A 16,545-nucleotide genomic window follows, 5' to 3' on the forward strand; every position below is an offset into this window, starting at 1 on the left:
CTGCCGCGCGGCCCGGCGGCGAGACTTGCCAGCCCCTTCCGGGGCTTCTAAGAATGGCGGCCCGGCCCCCGCGCTCCAGCAGCTCAGGCGCAGGACGCATCGCAGAAACCACGTGAGGTCACGCATGCACAAGCACCGCAAGAAGACGCACTACAAGAAAATAACCATCGCCGCCGTCACCCTCGGCCTCGTGGGCATACCCACGGCCGCCATGGCATGCCTGCACACGAACGAGGCGGGTGGGGCGAAGGCCGGCGGCAGGCACGGCATGCGCCCCTCCCACACCGCCCCCTCCCCCACCGAGTCGATCCAGACCGTGGCGGAGCCGACGGACGCCCCGCTCCCGGTCGAGACGGCGACGGCCACTCCGGCCGCGCAGACCACGCAGGCCCCGGAGCCGGAGCAGCAGGCCACCGAGCCGACACGGCAGCCCCCCGCGGCGAAGCCCGCGCGCCCGGCCCCGGCGAAGCCCACGGCTGCGGCCACCGCGGAGCAGCCGGCCACCCCGACGGGCGGGGCCTCCGGTCCGGCCGCCGAGGTGGTAGCCCTCGTGAACAAGGAGCGCGCGAAGGTCGGCTGCTCGGCGCTCACCGTCAATCCGAAGCTGACGGCCGCCGCGCTGAACCACAGCCAGGACATGGCCTCGCACTCCAACATGTCGCACACCGGCTCCGACGGTTCGGACCCGGGCGAGCGCATCACGCGCAGCGGCTTCAACTGGACGACGTACGGCGAGAACGTCGCGTACGGCTACAGCACGCCCGAGCAGGTCATGACCGGCTGGATGAACAGCCCCGGGCACCGCGAGAACATCCTCAACTGTGCCTTCAAGGAGATCGGCGTCGGCCTCGCGCAGCCGAACTCCTACTGGACGCAGGACTTCGGTACGGCCCGCTAGCGGGAGGTGTCGAACACCTCGTCCCGCGTCGCGGCCAGGGCGCACTCCAGTGCCCCGCGCAGGACGGGGTGTTCGCGGATGTCGCCGAGCACCAGGGGCGGCTGGCAGGCGGACAGCTCGGCGAGCTCGGCCTCGACCAGGGCGCGCAGCGGCTCGCCGCCCGCGAGGAACACCCCGCCGCAGAGGACCACGAGCTCGGGGTCGAGCACGGCGGCGATCGAGGACAGGCCGGTGGCGACGCCCGTCGCGAACTCCTCCAGCACCTTGCGGTACGGGCCTTCGGCCTCGGTCGAGGCCCGCCGGAGGATGGCCACGGCCTCCTCGAGCACCGGGTCGGCCGCCCCGCCGCGCCCGGGGCCCGCGTGCGGCTCCGCGCCGGCCACGACGTGGTCGATGCCCAGCCTGCGCGCCATCGCGGGCACCGCCTGGTGGCCCGCCAGGTCCTGGTACCCGCCGGTCTCCGCCACCTCGGGGTTCCGCACCAGCGGGGTGCCGGGCACGGGCATGAAGCCGACCTCGCCCGCCCCGCCCGTACGCCCGCGGTGCAGGCGGCCGCCGAACATCATGGCGGCGCCGATGCCCTCCTCGTTCCACAGCAGGAAGAAGTCCTCGTACCCCCGGGCCGCTCCGGCGCGCCCCTCGGCGATGGCGACGAGGTTCACGTCGTTCTCGCAGTGGACCGGCATCGGGAGGGCGGCCGCCAGCTCCCGCAGCAGGGTCGGCGACTGCCAGCCCTGCAGGTGGCTGGGGTAGCGGAGCCGGCCCTCGCGGTGGTCGAAGGCCCGCGGGACGCCGACGACGACCCGGTGGACGGCGTCGGAGCCGAGCCCGGCCGCCCGCGCGGCGCCCTCGACGGCCGCGACCACCTGTTCGACCTCGTCGCCGCACGCCTCGGGGTCGGTGAGCTCGTACGTTCCGATCGTCCGCCCCGTGAGGTCCGCGACCGCCGCGCGGATCAGGCCCGGTGTCACGTCGAGTCCGACCACGTACGCCGCCGCCGGGTTGAGGGTGTACAGCAGGCCGGCCGGTCCCCGGTGCCCGGCGGAGGTACCGCCGGCCACGACGAGGCCGGACTCCTCCAGGCGGGCCAGCATCTGGGAGGACGTCGGCTTCGAGAGGCCGGACAGCCGGGCGATCTGGGCGCGGGACAGCGGTCCCTGCTCCAGCAGGAGCTCCAGGGCGGCGCGGTCGTTCAAGGTGCGCAGGACCCGGGGTACGCCGGGCGTTCGGTTCGTCACTCGTACCCCTGGTCGACTGTCAGAAGATCTTCGTCTGCATGATACCGGCGCCGGGTGCGCCGGACCGTGAGCCCTTACTGACCCACTCTTCCGTCGACGCACTCGCGCAGCAGGTCGGCCTGGCCGCAGTGCCGGGCGTACTCCTCGATCCGGTGCACCATCAGCTCCCGGACCGCGATCTTGTCCTTCCCCACGCGCTCGCCCAGATCCGGGTGGCGGGCCAGCGCCGCGTCGGTCGCGGCCTGCTCGCGCTCCAGATCGGCGTGCGCGGCATCGACCACCGCCTGATCGGCGACGGCTCCGTGGAAGTCCGCGTCCTTCGCGCCGTACAGCTTCGGCAGCGGTTCGCCGTCGGCGATCCAGTTGCGCCAGTCCCGTTCCACCTCGGCGAGGTGCCGGACCAGGCCGAGCAGCGACATCGTCGAGGGAGGCACCGACCGGCGGGCGAGCTGCTCCGCGTCCAGGCCCTCGCACTTCATCCGCAGGGTGATGCGGTAGTTGGCCAGGAAGTCCTGCAGGGTCGCGAGCTCGCCGTCCGGGCTGCTGTCGTTGTTGCGGGGGTCTTGGTCCGGGTCGGCCCACATGTCGGGGTAGACGGTTGCCCTGGTCCATCGCGCGGGTTGATCGCTCATGCGTGGCATGGTCGTCCGTGACGACCCGGCCCCGCCACTGAATTCGCCGACCCGCGCCCTTGCCTCAGCTCACCGCGCGCTTGACGAGTGCGCCGATCCGCGCCTCGTCGTCGGGCGTCAGCCCGGTCAGGGCGTAGGCGGCCGGCCACATGGCGCCCTCGTCCAGCCGCGCGAGGTCGCTGAAGCCGAGCGTGGCGTACCTGGTCTTGAACTTCCGGGCGCTCTGGAAGAAGCAGACGACCTTCCCGTCCCGAGCGTACGCGGGCATTCCGTACCAGAGCTTCGGCGCGAGCTCGGGTGCGTTGGCCTTGACGATGTCGTGGATGCGCTCGGCGATGACACGGTCCGCGTCCGGCATTTCGGCGATCTTCGCCCGCACCTCGGCGTCCCCGTCCGCCTTGGCCGCGCGCGAGCCGCGGCGCGCGGTGGCCTTCAGCTCGCCGGCGCGCTGCTTCATCGCCTCCCGCTCTTCGGCCGTGAATCCGTCGTACTTCTCCGTGTTCGCCATGACGGGCGTCCTCTCTCGACAAGGGCTGGGAATCGGTCGGTCGGACCAAGGGGAGGTGCGGGGCGGGGCGGTCGGTCGGTGGTCGGTGGGCGCGGTCAGGGCGTGGACGCCGGCGATGCGGCCTGCCACGCGAAACCGTCCGGGTCGGCGAAGGCCCCGCCGGCGCCGCCGAGCAGCAGCCGGTGCGATCCCGTGCCGTCGGCGGGGACGCCGACCTCCTTGGCGAGGGCGCGGCGCCCGTACAGCGCCAGCTTGACGCCACCGGGCGGGGCGTCGAACTGCACGTACTTGCTGCCGAAGCTCTTCGCGACGGTGAGCCCGCGGTCCACGTAGAACCGCTTGCTCGCGGCCACGTCCGCGCATCCCAGCAGGAGCACCATCTCGTCGAACCGCAGCGGCGCCGGACCGCTGTCCTTCTTCTCGGAGGTGGCGACCTTCCAGATCGTGCCGTCCGGTGCCCGTACGACGCCGCCGTAGCCCCAGAAGGACTTCGCGGCGGGCTTCAGCGGCGTGGCACCGGCGTCGAGGGCGGCTCCCATGAAGCCGTCGACCACGGACGGCCGGGACACGGTGAGCGAGAGCGCGAACCCGCGGAAGCCGGTCGTCGGCTCCTGCGACGTGCGCAGGCGGATCCCGGTGCCCGGGCCGAAGGCGGTGTAGAAGCGGTCGGCGGCCGTGGTGTCGGCCACCTCGAGGGTGACGGATGCGATGGAGTTCATGTCCCTCACGCTAGGTGCGCCAGGGCCGCCGGTGCTTCTCGATTCCTGACCGGTTGGCAGGCGCTCGGCGGTACGCCGACCAGCTCGGTGAAGCGGGCGCCGAAGGCGGCGGGCGAGGAGCAGCCGACCACGCGGCGGACCTCGGTGACGGTGAGGTCGCCCCGGCTCAGCAGCACGACCGCGCGCTCGATGCGACGCGCCATCAGATAGGCGTACGGCGAATGCCCGTACGCGAGCCGGAACTGCCGGCTGAGGTGCCCGGCCGCCATGCCCGCGCCGCGGGCGAGCGACTCGACGTCCAGCGGCTGCGCGTACTCCCGGTCGATGCGGTCGCGGACGCGGCGCAGCCGGGCGAAGTCCTTCAGGCGCTGCGCCTCGGTGAGCGCGCGCCCCCACGCGGGATTGCACATGCGGGAATCCCCCTCTGCCTCTGCTCGGTGTCGCGGCTCAGCTCAGTTCCTGGAAGCGGACCAGGTTGCCCGCGGGGTCGCGGAAGGCGCAGTCGCGGACGCCGTACGGCTGCTCGGTCGGCTCCTGGACCACCTCGGCTCCGCCGGCCTGGATCTTCTCGAAGGTGGCGTCGAGGTCCCGGGTGGCCAGCAGGATCCAGCCGTAGGTGCCCTTGGCCATCATCTCGACGATGGTGCGGCGCTCGGCGTCGGTGATGCCGGGGTCGGCGGCCGGCGGCGCGAGCAGGATGGACGTACCGGGCCGGCCTGCCGGGCCGACGGTGATCCAGCGCATCGTGCCGTGGCCGACGTCGCTGCGGACCTCGAACCCGAGGGTGTCGCGGTAGAAGCCCAGGGCGGCCTCCGGGTCGTCGTGCGGCAGGAAGCTCGTGTGAATGGTGATGTCCATGACCAACACGTTAGTTCCGGCCCGGCGCCCCGCGCTTCTCCATTCGTGATCTGCCCGCCGGTCACTTTCCGACGGTGTTCATCAAGACGATCGCCGCGAGATCGGCGAAGATCACGAAGAGGATGCCGAAGATCATGATCCAGGCCCGGCGTGATTCGTCCATGCGTTTCAGTCAAGCCCCGCGGGCCCGGAGCGGCAACCAGAGTGCGTCCGCGGCGGCGCTTTGTATCGGCCGCGTATCAGGGAGCGCTTGGTTGCCCATCGAAGCGGGAGGCCGGGTCGGCGACGCCGTCGGCGCGCCCGCCACCTGCCGTATCGTTCCTTTCCGGGTCGCCCGCCGCCCCTTTCGTCCGCCCCCACAGGAGCCCTCCCCGTGTCCTCGCCCGCCCCCGCCCCGGCCTCCGCGCGCCCCGTGCGCGTGCTGCTGGTGGAGGACGACGAGCTGATGCGCCGGTCCTTCGCCGTCGCCCTCGAACGCTACGGCTACCGGGTGAAGGCCGCGGCCGACGGCCTGGCCGGGCTGGAGCTCTTCCGCGACGGCCCCGCCGACGCAGATGCAGACGCAGAGAGCGGCGGCGGCTTCGACCTGCTGATCCTGGACGTGATGCTGCCCGGCCTGGACGGCATCGGCCTGTGCCGCAGGGTCCGGGAGACCAGCCTGGTGCCGATCCTGATGATGTCCGCCCGCGGCGACGGGCTCGACATCGTGGCCGGCCTGGAGGCCGGGGCCGACGACTACGTCGTCAAGCCCGTGGACACCTACGTACTCGTGGCCCGCATCCGCTCGCTGCTGCGCCGGGCGACGTACGCTCCCCCGGCCTCGGGAGCCGAGCGCCGCGCGGGCGGGGAGCCGGCCCCGGCCCGGGGGGACCTGCTGGTCTTCGGGGACCTGACCCTCGACACCGGCGGCCTGGAGGTCTTCGTCTCCGGGAGCCCGGTGGCACTGACCCCGACCGAGCTGAAGCTGCTGCTGGAGTTCGCCGCCCACCCGGGCGTCGTACTGGAACGGCACACCCTGCTGCGCAACGTCTGGGAGTACGGCTGGGACGGCGACAGCCGGGTCGTGGACCTGTGCGTGCAGCGGCTGCGCCGGAAGCTCGGCCGGGACCGGATCGAGACGGTCCGCGGCTTCGGCTACAAGCTCAGGCGCTGAGACCGGTGCGCCCGTACCACCGCCTGCCCCGCCCGGACCGCCTCTCCCTGCGCTGGAAGATCGCCGCGCTGGCCGCGGCCACCGCCTGCCTGGTCGCGGTGGCCGTCGCCGTGCTCGTACACCTGTGGACCGCGAGCGACATCCGCGGCCGGGCCCAGATGCGGGCGTTCAACGGCGTGTACGCGGCCATGGAGACGTACCGGCGCACCGGGACGCTGGTGGACGGCGCCGAGCTCGACCCCGCCGAGCTGCCCCTCGCGCTGAACCGCCCGGCCGACGGCGACCGGCACACGGCCTACGACGGGCACGTCGACGACAACGTCGGGCCGAGCGTCTGGGGTGCCCAGCGGGTCGGCGGCCCGGGCAGCCCGGTGCTGGCCGTCCAGGTCAGCATGAACACCGAGCTCCACGAGCTGCGCCGGCTCGACGCGAGCATGGCGGTGGCCTCCCTGGTCTCGCTCGCGGCGGCCGTGCCGCTGGCGGCCTACGGGGCCGGGCTGCTCGGCCGCCGGCTGCGGCGGGTCTCCGAGACCGCGGGCCGGATCTCCGCCGGTGACCTGGACGCCCGTACCGGGCCGACCAAGGGCGGCGACGAGGTGGCCGACATCGCCGCCACCGTCGACCTCATGGCCGACAGTCTCGGCCGGCGGCTGCGGACCGAGCGGCAGTTCACGGCGGACGTGGCCCACGAGCTGCGCACCCCCGTCGGCGGTCTGCTGGCCGCCACCGACCTGCTGCCGGCCGGCGAGACCGAGGACCTGGTGCGGGGCCGCGTACGCGATCTGCGCGCTCTGGTCGAGGACCTGCTGGAGATCTCCCGGCTGGACGCGGGCGCCGAGCAGCCGGTACGCGCCCACGTGCCGCTCGGTGAGGTCGTCCGCGAGGCCGTGGCGCGCACCGGATTCGACGCGTCGGTCACCCTGACCGACTCCGCGGGCACGGCGGCCGGCGGGACCGTCGGACCGGAGACCGTGGAGACCGATCCGCGCCGCCTCGAACGGATCGTCGGCAACCTCGTCGTGAACGCCCACCGGCACGGCGCGGCCCCGGTGGAGGTCACGGTCGCGGGCCGCACCGTCGTCGTGCGCGACCACGGCCCCGGCTTCCCCGCTGATCTGCTGCGCGAGGGTCCGCGCCGCTTCCACACGGGCGCCGCGGAGCGCGGCTCGGGCCACGGCCTGGGCCTGACCATCGCCCTCGGCCAGGCCCGGGTGCTCGGCGCCGAGCTGCGCCTGGACAACGCCCCCGACGGCGGCGCGGTCGCCGCCCTGCGCCTGCCGTCGCCCTGAACCCGGCAGGGCCCGCCCCACCGCCTACACGACTGATACGCAGCGGAGCGGACGCCGATACACGGCGGCCCGGACCCCGATACACGTCCCGGACACCCTTCGAAGTGCATCCACCCGCACCGAAGAGGAGTCCCCGTGACCGCCGCACCCTTTGACGCCCTCGCACCGCACCCGACGACCGGGTTCGCGGCCGCCACCAGCGAACTGTCCAAGGTCTACGGCAGCGGCGACACCCGTGTCGTCGCCCTGGACCGGGTCAGCGTCTCCTTCCGGGAGGGCGAGTTCACCGCGATCATGGGCCCCTCCGGCTGCGGCAAGTCGACCCTGATGCACTGCGCCGCCGGGCTCGACTCGGTCAGTTCCGGCTCCGTACGCATCGGCACCACCGAACTGAGCACGCTGGACGACCGGCAGCTCACCGAGCTGCGCCGCGACCGGATCGGTTTCATCTTCCAGGCCTTCAACCTGTTGCCGACGCTGACCGCGCTGGAGAACATCACGCTGCCCCTGAGCATCGCCGGCCGCCGCCCCGACGGGCAGTGGCTGGACCGCGTGGTCTCCATGGTCGGCCTCTCCCAGCGGCTCGGCCACCGGCCCGGCCAGCTGTCCGGCGGGCAGCAGCAGCGCGTGGCGGTGGCCCGCGCCCTGGCCTCCCGGCCCGCGATCATCTTCGGCGACGAGCCCACCGGCAATCTCGACTCCCGCGCCGGCGCCGAAGTGCTGGGCTTCCTGCGCGACTCGGTGCGCGAGCTCGGCCAGACCGTGGTCATGGTGACGCACGATCCCGTCGCCGCCGGCTATGCCGACCGCGTGGTCTTCCTCTCCGACGGCCGCCTGGTCGACGAGATGTCCCGTCCCACCCCGGAGCGGGTGCTGGACCGGATGAAGGCGTTCGACACCCGCTCCCGCACCAGCTGATCCCGACCGGACTCCCCCGGCCCTCCCCGTACGCCCACGTCCCCGAAAGCCGCCCATGCTGAGAACAGCCCTGCGCAACGTCCTGGCGAACAAGGCCCGTCTGGTCATGACCGTCCTCGCGGTCTGCCTGGGTGTCGCGTTCGTCTGCGGCACCCTCGTCTTCGCGGAGTCCTCCGCCGCCGCCTACCGCGCCGCCGCGTCCAAGAACTTCGCGGGCATCGCGGTCACCGTGACCCCGAAGTCCGGCCCGCCCGGAGCCGGGGAGGAGACGCCCGGTGCCCTCGACGACGCGCTCGTACGGAAGCTGGCCGAGGTGCCCGGCGTCGCCGCCGCGCGGCCGGCGGCCGACGGCTCCGCGACCCTGAACGGCTCGGACGGCCGTCCGCTGCGGGCCGGCAGGGCCTGGTCGAACCTGGCCGCCGCCTACGTACCCGGCCGGGACGGCAAGGACGCCCGGTATCCGCTGGTCGAGGGCCGTGCGCCGCGCGGCGCCGGGGAGCTCGCCGTGGACGGCGGCACGGCGGCGGCCGGCGGGTTCAAGATCGGCGACGTGGTCACGCTGGCCACCGACGGCCCGGTCCTGAAGAAGCGGCTCGTGGGCATCGTCGGGACCGAGGACTCGCGGGTGACCGCAGGCGGCACCCTCGCCGTGTTCGACACCGCGACCGCCCAGGAGTTGTTCGCCTCCCCCGGCCGGTACACGTCGATCGACGTGTCCGCCAAGCCCGGCACGGACGAGTTCCGGCTCGCCGAGCGGATCACCGCCCTGCTCCCGGCCGACGGGGCCGAGGCCGTCACCGGCACGGCCCAGGCGGTCCAGCAGGCCACCTACACCGACACCCTGACCCGCGGCCACCAGAAGATGCCGATGGTCTTCGCCGGGGTCGCGCTCTTCATCGGCTCCTTCCTCATCGTCAACACCTTCACCATGCTCGTCGCCCGGCGGACCCGCGAGATCGCCCTGCTGCGGGCCATCGGCTCCTCGCGCCGCCAGGTGGTCCGCTCCCTCCTCTGGGAGGCGGTCCTGCTCGGCCTGGTCTCCTCGGCGGCCGGCTTCGTCCTCGGGCTCGGCATCGCCTCCGTACTGCCCGGCCTCCTGAGCACCTCGCAGGACACCCTGCCCGACGGCCCCCTGGTGATCGGCCCGCTGCCCGTCGTGGCGGCGCTCGGCGTCGGCGTGGGCATCACGGTGCTCGCCGCCTGGCTGCCGTCCCGCAAGGCGGCGAGGGTCGCGCCCATCGAGGCCCTGCGCAGCTGCGAGCAGCCGCCCTCCGCGACCGCTTCCCGGGTCCGCGGCGGGGTGGGACTGCTCCTGCTCCTCGCCGGCGCCGGACTGCTGGTCTCCCTCACGGGGGCGAAGGACGCCTCGGAGGAGAACCTGCAGAACGCGATGTTCGGCTGCGCCCTGCTCGTCGTCGCGTTGATCGTGCTGGCGCCGCTGCTCGCCGTCCCCGTCATCCGGCTGACCGGACGCCTGACCGGCCGATTCGGGATCACCGGGCACCTCGCCCGCGAGAACGCGCTGCGCGACCCCCGGCGCACCGCGGCCACCGCCTCCGCCCTGATCGTCAGTACGGCACTGGTCGCCGGGCTCGCCGTCATCGGGAACTCCACCGGGCAGGCCCTGGACCGGCAGGCCGCCGCCGGCCTCGGCGCCGACTACGTGATCGCCAGCAGCGGCACCATGACCGCCATCGACCCGGGCACCGAGAAGCGGGTGGCGGGCACCCCCGGGGTGCGGACCGCGGCCGGTGTCGCGGACTCCACCGTCTTCACCGGCGGCGGTGTCCGCGGGATCGCCGGCGTCGACCCCGCCGCGGTCGGCGAGGTCATGAAGCTCGACTTCGTCAGCGGCTCCCTGAAGGACCTGGGACCGGGCCGGATCGCCCTGTCCGCCACCGCGGCCCGGGAGCAGGGCGTGAGCGCGGGCAGCCAGGTCAAGGCCCGCATCGGCCGCAACCAGGAGTTCACGCAGTACACCGTCGTCGGGGTCTACGAGGACAACCCGACCGCCGGGGAGGTGCTGGGCTCGCGTTCCGACGTACAGCGGGACGCCTTCCTGCCCGACTCCGTCCAGCGGATCCTCGTACGCACCGACGGCGCGGCGGTCTCGAAGGCCACCGAGGACAGGCTGCGCGCCGCCGCGGGCAACAGCCCGCTGGTGCAGGTGAAGGACCGGCAGGCACTCGTCGACGAGGCGGCCGGCTCCCTGGCCGACCTGCTGACCCTGATGTACGGGCTGCTCGCGATCGGTACGGTGATCTCGCTGCTCGGCATCGTCAACACCCTGGCCATGTCGGTCGCGGACCGCACGCGCGAGATCGGCGTCCTGCGCGCCGTCGGCATGGACCGTGCCGGGATCCGGCGGATGGTCCGCCTGGAGTCGGTGACCGTCGCCGCCTTCGGCACGCTGCTGGGCCTGGCGGGCGGGCTGTTCGGGGCCTGGGGCGTCGGCTCGCTGGCCAACGGCGCCATGAAGGAGTACTCCCTGGCGCTGCCCTGGGGGACGCTGCTCCTCGTATGCCTGGTGTCCCTGACGATCGGCGCGCTCGCGGCCGCCGTGCCGGCCCGCCGCGCCGCCTCCCTGAGCCCGCTGGAGGCCGTGGCGGAGAGGTGACGGACGTACACGGACACCGCCGAGGGCCGGGCTGGTCGGACCCGGCCCTCGGCGCCGTGCACTCACTCCCCCGACGGGCTCACCAGAGCACGGGCATCCGCTCGGGGATCCGCTTCATGAACCCCGTGCGCCAGACGAGTTGCTCGATCGGCACGGCCAGGTCGAGTCCGGGCAGCCGCTCCAGGAGCACTTCGATGGCGATCTGCGCGTGCCGCTTGCCCAGGGCGGTGGCCGGGCAGTAGTGGCCGCCGCCGCCGAACGAGAGGTGCGCGTTCGGGTTCGGCCGGTCGAGGCGCACCGTGTGCGGGTCCTCGAACTCGGCGGGGTCGTGGTTCGCGGCCTCGACGAGGACGAGGACCAACTCCCCCTTCCGGACGGTGACGTCGCCGAGCTGCATGGTCTCGGTGGCGATCCTGGGCAGCCCGTCCGCGATCGACAGGTTGATGCGGAGCAACTCGTCCACGGCGGCGGGGATGAGCGCCGGGTCGGCGATCAACTCGGCCTTGAGCTCGGGGTGTTGGATCAGCGAAACGAGGGCCATGGTGAGGAACCCCATGACGCTGATGACGCCGGCGCCGAACATCGTGACCCCGACCGTGGCGAGCATCTCGTCGGTCAGGTGCGCGTAGTCGGGGTCGTTGCGCAGGGCGGCGAGTTCGGCCATGAGCCCCGTCGTCGCCGGATCGTCGAGCCGGCCGACCATGTGGCCCATGTCGCGGTCCCAGTTGATGCCCGCCGCGGGGATGGGGCGCGGGCTGTTCATGAACGCGACGTGCAGCGACCGGTAGAGGTCGGGGCCGTCGCTCTGGGGGATGCCGAGGATGTGGCAGTGCAGTCCGGTGGAGTACGGGACGGTGAAGTCGCGGCGCAGGTCGGCCGGCACCCCGGTGGCGACGAGCTGGTCGACGAGTGCGTGCGCGTGGCCGACCAGCCACTCCTCCAGACCGGGGGCCTTCGGGTTCAGGGCCTTCATCACGGCCTTGCGCAGCCCGGCGCCCGTGATGTTCCCCATGTTGTTGACCACCTCCGGGGGGATGGTCAGTGCGTACTGGCGGGGTGCGCCCTCGGCGGAGGTGTCCTTGAGGGAGAACCGGGGGTCGTCGAGCACCTGCCTGCACAGGCGATACGAGGACACGAGCCAGGCTTCCGCCCCGGCGATGGTGCGGACCTTCTTGACCGGCTCGTTGGTGAGGAGGTGCGCGATCTCGTCGGGCAGTCGCGTGCCGTTGGCGTCGAACGGGAACCGGGTGAGCTCGTCGGCCGGGGCCGCCGCGATGGGTTCGATGGTGCTGGTCATGCGGGGCGGTCCTGTTCTTCGCGTTCTTCGGCGGGGGTGATGACGGCGTGGCCCTGATTGCGCGAGGCGCGCAGTCCCCAGCCCCGTGCGTACAGCAGCTCGGCCAACGGCAGTGCCTGGTGGTAGCAGTTGAGGGAGGAGGAGACGCCGAGGATGGCCGGCGTGTCGAGGAACAGCGGCACTTCGGCGCACACGTACTTGATGCACACCTCGCGCTGCAGCTCGGTCGGCGGCCGGCCGCCCAGCTTGTCGGCGAGGAACCGGGCCGCGAGCTGGTCGCACACCTCGCGGAACTCCGGGTCGTCGGCCATGAGGGTGTCGAGCCCGGAGCGGATGCGCTGGTAGGCGGGGAGTTCGAGGAGCGCGGACATCGGGCGGCCGCGCAGCCGCTCCCCTTCGGGGTCGAGGGCGGCGACGGCGGAGGTGACCTTGGCGCGCACTCCGCGGAGGTTCTTCACCGCCTTGCGCTGCGCTTCGACCTCGGGGTAGCCGAGTGCCACGAACATCTCGGCGACGTGCATGTCGGTCCAGATGAGGTCGACCTGCCGGAAGTGGTCGAGTCCCCACCGGGCGAGTGCGAGCACGCGGTCGTGGGTGAAATAGGAGTTCCCGGACGAGATGCCTATGACGGCATGGTCTCCCTCGTCGTGGATGACCTGGCAGTGAGGCGTATAGGGACGGACGGCGAAGATGCCTTGAATGGCAGTCGTCAACGTGAGTAATTCCCCTGCGCCGCGAGTCCCGCAGGGCCGTGTGCCCTGGGTGTGGCGACGCGAGACATGACGCTACCGAGAACAGGCCCGATGATCCAGAGCTACCGACCGGTTACTCTACGGATTTATGCCGCACAAGCTGTGCGATCATACGATCTTCCCCATCGGCGGATCCGCCGACCCCCGGGAACCGACCCCGGCGGGTCAGTCCCCGGACTCCTCGTGAGGGATCTCGCGGACCGGTCCGGGGCCCTTCTTCGGGGTCCCTCCCGGCCGGTCGAGACGGCTCGCCTCGTCGGTGTCCGCCGCCCGGACGGCGTGCTCCTCCTTGCCCGCGTGCGGGGCGCGGCGCCGTTCCTTGTCTCCGTGACCGTGCAGGGGTGCGCCTCCGGCGCCGCCTTGGTCTTCCATGGCCCGTCACTCCTTGAAGCGTCGTACCGTCCCCGCGCCGCGCCTGCCCGGCCCCCGGCGCGGGAAACCCGAGCCGCTCCGCCCCTCACCCGTTCCCGGTGCGGCTGCGCAGGAGCATGCTCGGCATCACCAGCCAGCAGATCACGAACCAGCCCGTGACGCACGCCGTCACCGGCCAGGCGATCCAGTGCGAGGTGGCGACCCTCAGCAGGAGCAGCACCGAGAGGGTCACGGTCAGCGCGAGGAGCACGATGCCGACGGAGACCAGCCGGCCCGCCGCCCGGACCAGCTGCGGCTTGAGGTGGTGTCCGGCCAGGAGTTGGTGGTACGCCACCGGAGCGATCATGGTCCCGGTGGCCAGGGCGCCCAGCGCCACCGTCACGACGTACAGGCCCCGGTCGAAGGGGCCCAGCGTGGCGAAGCGCGGGGTGAAGGCGACGCTGAGCAGGAAGCCGAAGAGGATCTGGGCCCCGGTCTGGGCCACGCGCACCTCTTGGAGCGTCTCGTTCCAGCGGCGGTCGGCACGCTCCGCCGGGGTCTCGTCCCGATCGTCCGGCATGGGCGCGGACCTCCTCCGCAGGGGACGCGGCCCGGTGCATTCCGTCTGCCGCCGGCGTCCGCTTTCCGACCCTAGTGCGACCCCGGTTCGCACGCGCGGCGGTGGCGGGGCCATTCGGCCTCCGGGCGCCGCAGGCGAGCGCGCAGGCGAGCGCGCGGCGTTGATTGAGACGCTCCCGCCGGGGCAGGCGCCCCGTACGGAAGGGACCCGGTACGAGATGCGACCAGGACAGACCGGTCGTCCGGGAGTTCACCGCCACATCGATGAACGAGCCCCCGGAACGGAGGCCCACCATGTCAACGGGAACACTGATCGCCATCATCGTGCCCGTGGCGATCGTACTGATCGCACTCGCGGTCGGACTGGCGATGCTGGCGCGACGGCGCCGCTTGCAGGACAGGTTCGGACAGGAGTACGAGCGCACCGTCGAGCAGGAAGGCGGCCGGCTGGCCGCCGACCGGGAGCTGCGCGCCCGCGAGGAGCGCCACGCCGATCTCGACATCAAGGAGCTGCCCGAGGATCGCCGCCGCGCGTACGCGCAGGACTGGACCGAGGTGCAACAGCACTTCGTGGACCGCCCCGAAGGGTCCGTGACACAGGCCGACGAGCTGGTGTCCCGGCTGATGAAGGAACGCGGCTACCCCACCGAGGGCTACGACGAGAAGATCCGCGACCTGTCGGTCACCCATGCGGGCACCCTGCAGCACTATCGCGCGGCGCACTCGGTCAAGGTGCGCAGCACCGACGGGCAGGCGACGACCGAGGAGCTCCGCGGGGCGATGGTGCACTACCGCGCCCTGTTCGACGAACTGCTGAGCGACCGAGGAGGTCGATGACATGCGCGACAACGGTGAATTCGAAGGCCGCGCCGAGGGCGAGGAGCGCCCGGGCGGCAGCGGTCTGAGCACGCAGGACCTGGCCGACCCCGGCCGGGCGGCGGTCTACCCCGGCGAGGCCACCCCGGAAGCCACCCCTGAGGCCGCGCAGGCCACCGGGGAGGAGGAAGGCGCGCCGGCCGCGGAGGCGAACGCTCCCGACGAGGTGGCGGACCAGCCCCTGCTCGACGGCAAGGAGACCGAGGAGTACCGGACGGCGTGGCGCGAGATCCAGGGCCGTTTCGTGGACGACCCGCAGGACGCGGTGCGCTCCGCGGACACCCTGGTCGCCGAGGTGATGCAGACGCTCGCCCGTTCCTTCGCGGACCACAAGCAGTCGCTGGTCGACCAGTGGGGCCGCGGCGAGGAGGTGGCCACGGAGGAGCTGCGGCTGTCCCTGCAGCGCTACCGCTCGTTCTTCAACCGGCTGCTGAACACCTGATGGCGTGCTGAGGCGGCCCCGAGCCGGGCGGGCCTAGGCCATGGGCGAATCCCGTACGCACTCCGCGCGGAAGCGGAAACAGGACAGCGAGACCCGCTTCACCGTGTGGGTGGCCCTCGCGGCCAATCTGGTCATCTGCGTCGCCAAGGCCGTCGGCGGCATCGTCGCCGCCTCTCCGGCGCTGCTGTCCGAGGCGGCCCACTCGGTGGCCGACAGCCTGAACGAGGTCTTCCTGCTGGCCTCGGTCAAGCGCAGCCGGCGTCCGGCCGACCGGCGCCACCCCTTCGGCTACGGCAAGGAGCGCTACTTCTGGTCCCTGCTGGCCGCCGTCGGCATCTTCGTCACCGGAGGCTGCTTCTCGGTCTTCCAGGGCATCGAGGCGTTCCGCTCGGGCGGATCCGAGTCTCACGAGGGGTATCTGATCGGCTTCGTCGTGCTCTTCGTGGCACTGCTCGCCGAGGGGGCCTCGCTGGTCCGCGCCGTCCGCCAGGTCCGCGGCGCGGCCGCGGCCGCCGGCCGCAGCGTGCGCGAGGAGATCCGGGAGGGCCGGGACCCGGCGCTGCGGACCGTGCTCGCGGAGGACGGCACGGCCTGCGCGGGCGTCCTGCTGGCCATGGCGGGGATGGGCCTGCACATGGCGACCGGGCAGATGGCGTACGAGGCGTGCGCCTCCATCCTGATCGGCGTCCTGCTCGTCTACGTGGCGTACACGCTCGGCAAGGGCGCCCGGGCCCAGTTGATCGGGGAGGCGGCCGATCCCGCGGTGCTGCGCGGGGTACGGGAGCTGCTGCGGGAGCAGCCGGAGGTCGATTCGGTGACCGCCCTGCTGACCATGCGGCTGAGTCCTGATTCGGCGCTGCTGGCCGCGAGCGTCGACCTGACGCCCGGGTACGACAGTGAGACCGTCGAGGACGCGATGGTCCGCATCAGGGCGGAGCTGAAGGAGCGCTGGCCCGAGCTGGACCAGGTGTTCCTCGACGTCACGGACGCCGCGGCGGCCCGCCGCGCCGCGGGCTCCGCCCGTTGACCGGCATCGCGGCCTCGCGCGTCGCGCGTGCCGGCCGCCGTCCGCCCCTCCCGTGCGGGCAGGGGCGGACGGCGGCCGGGGCCGGGATCAGGTCTGCAGGCGGCAGTTGGGGCCGTCGTGGCCGTCGGCGCTCTCGTCGTTGAACCAGTAGTCCCCCGCCGCGAGGTAGCGGAAGGAGTGGGTGACCTTCGCCGGGAGCGCCACCGTCACCGCGCGCGTCCCGTCGGGGCGGGATTCGAGCACGTGGGAGCCGGGCTGCCAGCCGTTGAACGTTCCCACGACGCTGACCGGGCCGGGCGGGTCCCCGTCGGGCAGCACGAAGGTGACCTCGGTGGCGTTCTTACGACGCTGTCTCTCGAGCACGAACAACTCCTTCTCACTGTCGGGAGGG

Annotated in this window: 19 protein-coding genes; 8 read left to right on the forward strand and 11 right to left on the reverse strand. The window is 72.7% G+C overall.

Translation table 11 applies throughout. The annotated features are described in order from the left end of the window. The first annotated feature begins 124 nt into the window (after positions 1-124). The gene (locus tag ACFYZS_RS21830; RefSeq protein WP_389014965.1) at positions 125-898 is read left to right on the forward strand and encodes a CAP domain-containing protein; all 774 of its coding nucleotides are present in this window, start codon (positions 125-127) and stop codon (positions 896-898) included. On the opposite strand, the gene ACFYZS_RS21835 is transcribed toward ACFYZS_RS21830, so the two are convergent. The 6 genes from ACFYZS_RS21835 to ACFYZS_RS21860 form a co-directional block, all read right to left on the reverse strand. Continuing rightward, on the reverse strand, positions 895-2,136 hold the full coding sequence (locus ACFYZS_RS21835; RefSeq protein ID WP_389014968.1) for an ROK family transcriptional regulator: 1,242 nt from the start codon (positions 2,134-2,136) through the stop codon (positions 895-897). The two genes, ACFYZS_RS21830 and ACFYZS_RS21835, sit on opposite strands and share 4 nt — an antisense overlap. 74 nt (positions 2,137-2,210) lie before the next feature. Next, complete coding sequence (locus ACFYZS_RS21840; protein ID WP_389014970.1) at positions 2,211-2,768, reverse strand: DinB family protein; 558 nt, start codon at positions 2,766-2,768, stop codon at positions 2,211-2,213. A 64-nt stretch (positions 2,769-2,832) separates the two neighbouring features. Next, entirely contained in the window at positions 2,833-3,276 is a 444-nt protein-coding gene (locus tag ACFYZS_RS21845) for an iron chaperone (RefSeq protein WP_389014973.1), read from the reverse strand. A gap of 95 nt (positions 3,277-3,371) precedes the next feature. Next, entirely contained in the window at positions 3,372-3,995 is a 624-nt protein-coding gene (locus ACFYZS_RS21850) for a glyoxalase (RefSeq protein WP_389014976.1), read from the reverse strand. A 5-nt stretch (positions 3,996-4,000) separates the two neighbouring features. Next, entirely contained in the window at positions 4,001-4,405 is a 405-nt protein-coding gene (locus tag ACFYZS_RS21855; protein ID WP_389014979.1) for a helix-turn-helix transcriptional regulator, read from the reverse strand. 37 nt (positions 4,406-4,442) lie between these two features. Continuing rightward, complete coding sequence (locus ACFYZS_RS21860) at positions 4,443-4,853, reverse strand: VOC family protein (protein WP_389014982.1); 411 nt, start codon at positions 4,851-4,853, stop codon at positions 4,443-4,445. A 373-nt stretch (positions 4,854-5,226) separates the two neighbouring features. On the opposite strand from ACFYZS_RS21860, the gene cseB reads away from it, so the two are divergent. The 4 genes from cseB (at position 5,227) to ACFYZS_RS21880 (ending at position 10,830) form a co-directional block, all read left to right on the forward strand. Then, a complete protein-coding gene (gene cseB, locus ACFYZS_RS21865; RefSeq protein ID WP_389014985.1) occupies positions 5,227-6,006 on the forward strand; it encodes a two-component system response regulator CseB in 780 nt (259 codons plus the stop codon). A 5-nt stretch (positions 6,007-6,011) separates the two neighbouring features. Further along, complete coding sequence (locus tag ACFYZS_RS21870; protein ID WP_389014987.1) at positions 6,012-7,295, forward strand: sensor histidine kinase; 1,284 nt, start codon at positions 6,012-6,014, stop codon at positions 7,293-7,295. A 135-nt stretch (positions 7,296-7,430) separates the two neighbouring features. Beyond that, complete coding sequence (locus tag ACFYZS_RS21875; RefSeq protein WP_389014990.1) at positions 7,431-8,213, forward strand: ABC transporter ATP-binding protein; 783 nt, start codon at positions 7,431-7,433, stop codon at positions 8,211-8,213. A gap of 55 nt (positions 8,214-8,268) precedes the next feature. Then, entirely contained in the window at positions 8,269-10,830 is a 2,562-nt protein-coding gene (locus ACFYZS_RS21880; RefSeq protein WP_389014993.1) for an ABC transporter permease, read from the forward strand. Positions 10,831-10,909: 79 nt separating this feature from the next. Here ACFYZS_RS21880 and ACFYZS_RS21885 read toward each other — a convergent pair whose 3' ends face one another. From ACFYZS_RS21885 to ACFYZS_RS21900, 4 genes are all read right to left on the reverse strand, one after another. Further along, on the reverse strand, positions 10,910-12,127 hold the full coding sequence (locus ACFYZS_RS21885) for a cytochrome P450 (protein WP_389014996.1): 1,218 nt from the start codon (positions 12,125-12,127) through the stop codon (positions 10,910-10,912). Continuing rightward, a complete protein-coding gene (locus tag ACFYZS_RS21890; RefSeq protein WP_389014999.1) occupies positions 12,124-12,840 on the reverse strand; it encodes a tRNA-dependent cyclodipeptide synthase in 717 nt (238 codons plus the stop codon). Before ACFYZS_RS21890 ends, ACFYZS_RS21885 begins: the two co-directional genes overlap by 4 nt. Before the next feature lie 204 nt (positions 12,841-13,044). Continuing rightward, entirely contained in the window at positions 13,045-13,251 is a 207-nt protein-coding gene (locus ACFYZS_RS21895; RefSeq protein WP_389015002.1) for a hypothetical protein, read from the reverse strand. A gap of 85 nt (positions 13,252-13,336) precedes the next feature. Beyond that, the gene (locus ACFYZS_RS21900; protein WP_389015005.1) at positions 13,337-13,810 is read right to left on the reverse strand and encodes a DUF6328 family protein; all 474 of its coding nucleotides are present in this window, start codon (positions 13,808-13,810) and stop codon (positions 13,337-13,339) included. A gap of 293 nt (positions 13,811-14,103) precedes the next feature. Between ACFYZS_RS21900 and ACFYZS_RS21905 the strand changes: the two genes are divergently transcribed. From ACFYZS_RS21905 to ACFYZS_RS21915, 3 genes are read left to right on the forward strand one after another with little or no spacing between them, the layout of a single operon-like run. Continuing rightward, entirely contained in the window at positions 14,104-14,646 is a 543-nt protein-coding gene (locus ACFYZS_RS21905; RefSeq protein WP_389015008.1) for a hypothetical protein, read from the forward strand. 1 nt (position 14,647) lies between these two features. Further along, positions 14,648-15,127 carry a hypothetical protein gene (locus ACFYZS_RS21910; RefSeq protein WP_389015010.1) on the forward strand — a complete coding sequence of 160 codons (480 nt, stop codon included), beginning with the start codon at positions 14,648-14,650 and terminating at the stop codon, positions 15,125-15,127. Positions 15,128-15,167: 40 nt separating this feature from the next. Further along, the gene (locus tag ACFYZS_RS21915; RefSeq protein WP_389015013.1) at positions 15,168-16,154 is read left to right on the forward strand and encodes a cation diffusion facilitator family transporter; all 987 of its coding nucleotides are present in this window, start codon (positions 15,168-15,170) and stop codon (positions 16,152-16,154) included. A gap of 87 nt (positions 16,155-16,241) precedes the next feature. On the opposite strand, the gene ACFYZS_RS21920 is transcribed toward ACFYZS_RS21915, so the two are convergent. Continuing rightward, positions 16,242-16,517, reverse strand: coding sequence for an isoamylase early set domain-containing protein (locus ACFYZS_RS21920; RefSeq protein WP_030863784.1), 276 nt, complete (start codon positions 16,515-16,517; stop codon positions 16,242-16,244). Positions 16,518-16,545: the final 28 nt, after the last annotated feature.

This window comes from Streptomyces sp. NPDC001903 (assembly GCF_042891345.1).
In the GTDB taxonomy this organism is placed as follows: Bacteria; Actinomycetota; Actinomycetes; order Streptomycetales; family Streptomycetaceae; genus Streptomyces.

Coding starts and splice junctions, on each gene's coding strand:
- ACFYZS_RS21915 (WP_389015013.1), top strand. CDS start 15,168: ATGGGCGAATCCCGTACGCACTCCGCGCGGAAGCGGAAACAGGACAGC.
- ACFYZS_RS21905 (WP_389015008.1), top strand. CDS start 14,104: ATGTCAACGGGAACACTGATCGCCATCATCGTGCCCGTGGCGATCGTA.
- ACFYZS_RS21895 (WP_389015002.1), bottom strand. CDS start 13,251: ATGGAAGACCAAGGCGGCGCCGGAGGCGCACCCCTGCACGGTCACGGA.
- ACFYZS_RS21840 (WP_389014970.1), bottom strand. CDS start 2,768: ATGAGCGATCAACCCGCGCGATGGACCAGGGCAACCGTCTACCCCGAC.
- ACFYZS_RS21900 (WP_389015005.1), bottom strand. CDS start 13,810: ATGCCGGACGATCGGGACGAGACCCCGGCGGAGCGTGCCGACCGCCGC.
- ACFYZS_RS21850 (WP_389014976.1), bottom strand. CDS start 3,995: ATGAACTCCATCGCATCCGTCACCCTCGAGGTGGCCGACACCACGGCC.
- ACFYZS_RS21860 (WP_389014982.1), bottom strand. CDS start 4,853: ATGGACATCACCATTCACACGAGCTTCCTGCCGCACGACGACCCGGAG.
- ACFYZS_RS21845 (WP_389014973.1), bottom strand. CDS start 3,276: ATGGCGAACACGGAGAAGTACGACGGATTCACGGCCGAAGAGCGGGAG.
- ACFYZS_RS21855 (WP_389014979.1), bottom strand. CDS start 4,405: ATGTGCAATCCCGCGTGGGGGCGCGCGCTCACCGAGGCGCAGCGCCTG.
- ACFYZS_RS21910 (WP_389015010.1), top strand. CDS start 14,648: ATGCGCGACAACGGTGAATTCGAAGGCCGCGCCGAGGGCGAGGAGCGC.
- ACFYZS_RS21885 (WP_389014996.1), bottom strand. CDS start 12,127: ATGACCAGCACCATCGAACCCATCGCGGCGGCCCCGGCCGACGAGCTC.
- ACFYZS_RS21830 (WP_389014965.1), top strand. CDS start 125: ATGCACAAGCACCGCAAGAAGACGCACTACAAGAAAATAACCATCGCC.
- ACFYZS_RS21880 (WP_389014993.1), top strand. CDS start 8,269: ATGCTGAGAACAGCCCTGCGCAACGTCCTGGCGAACAAGGCCCGTCTG.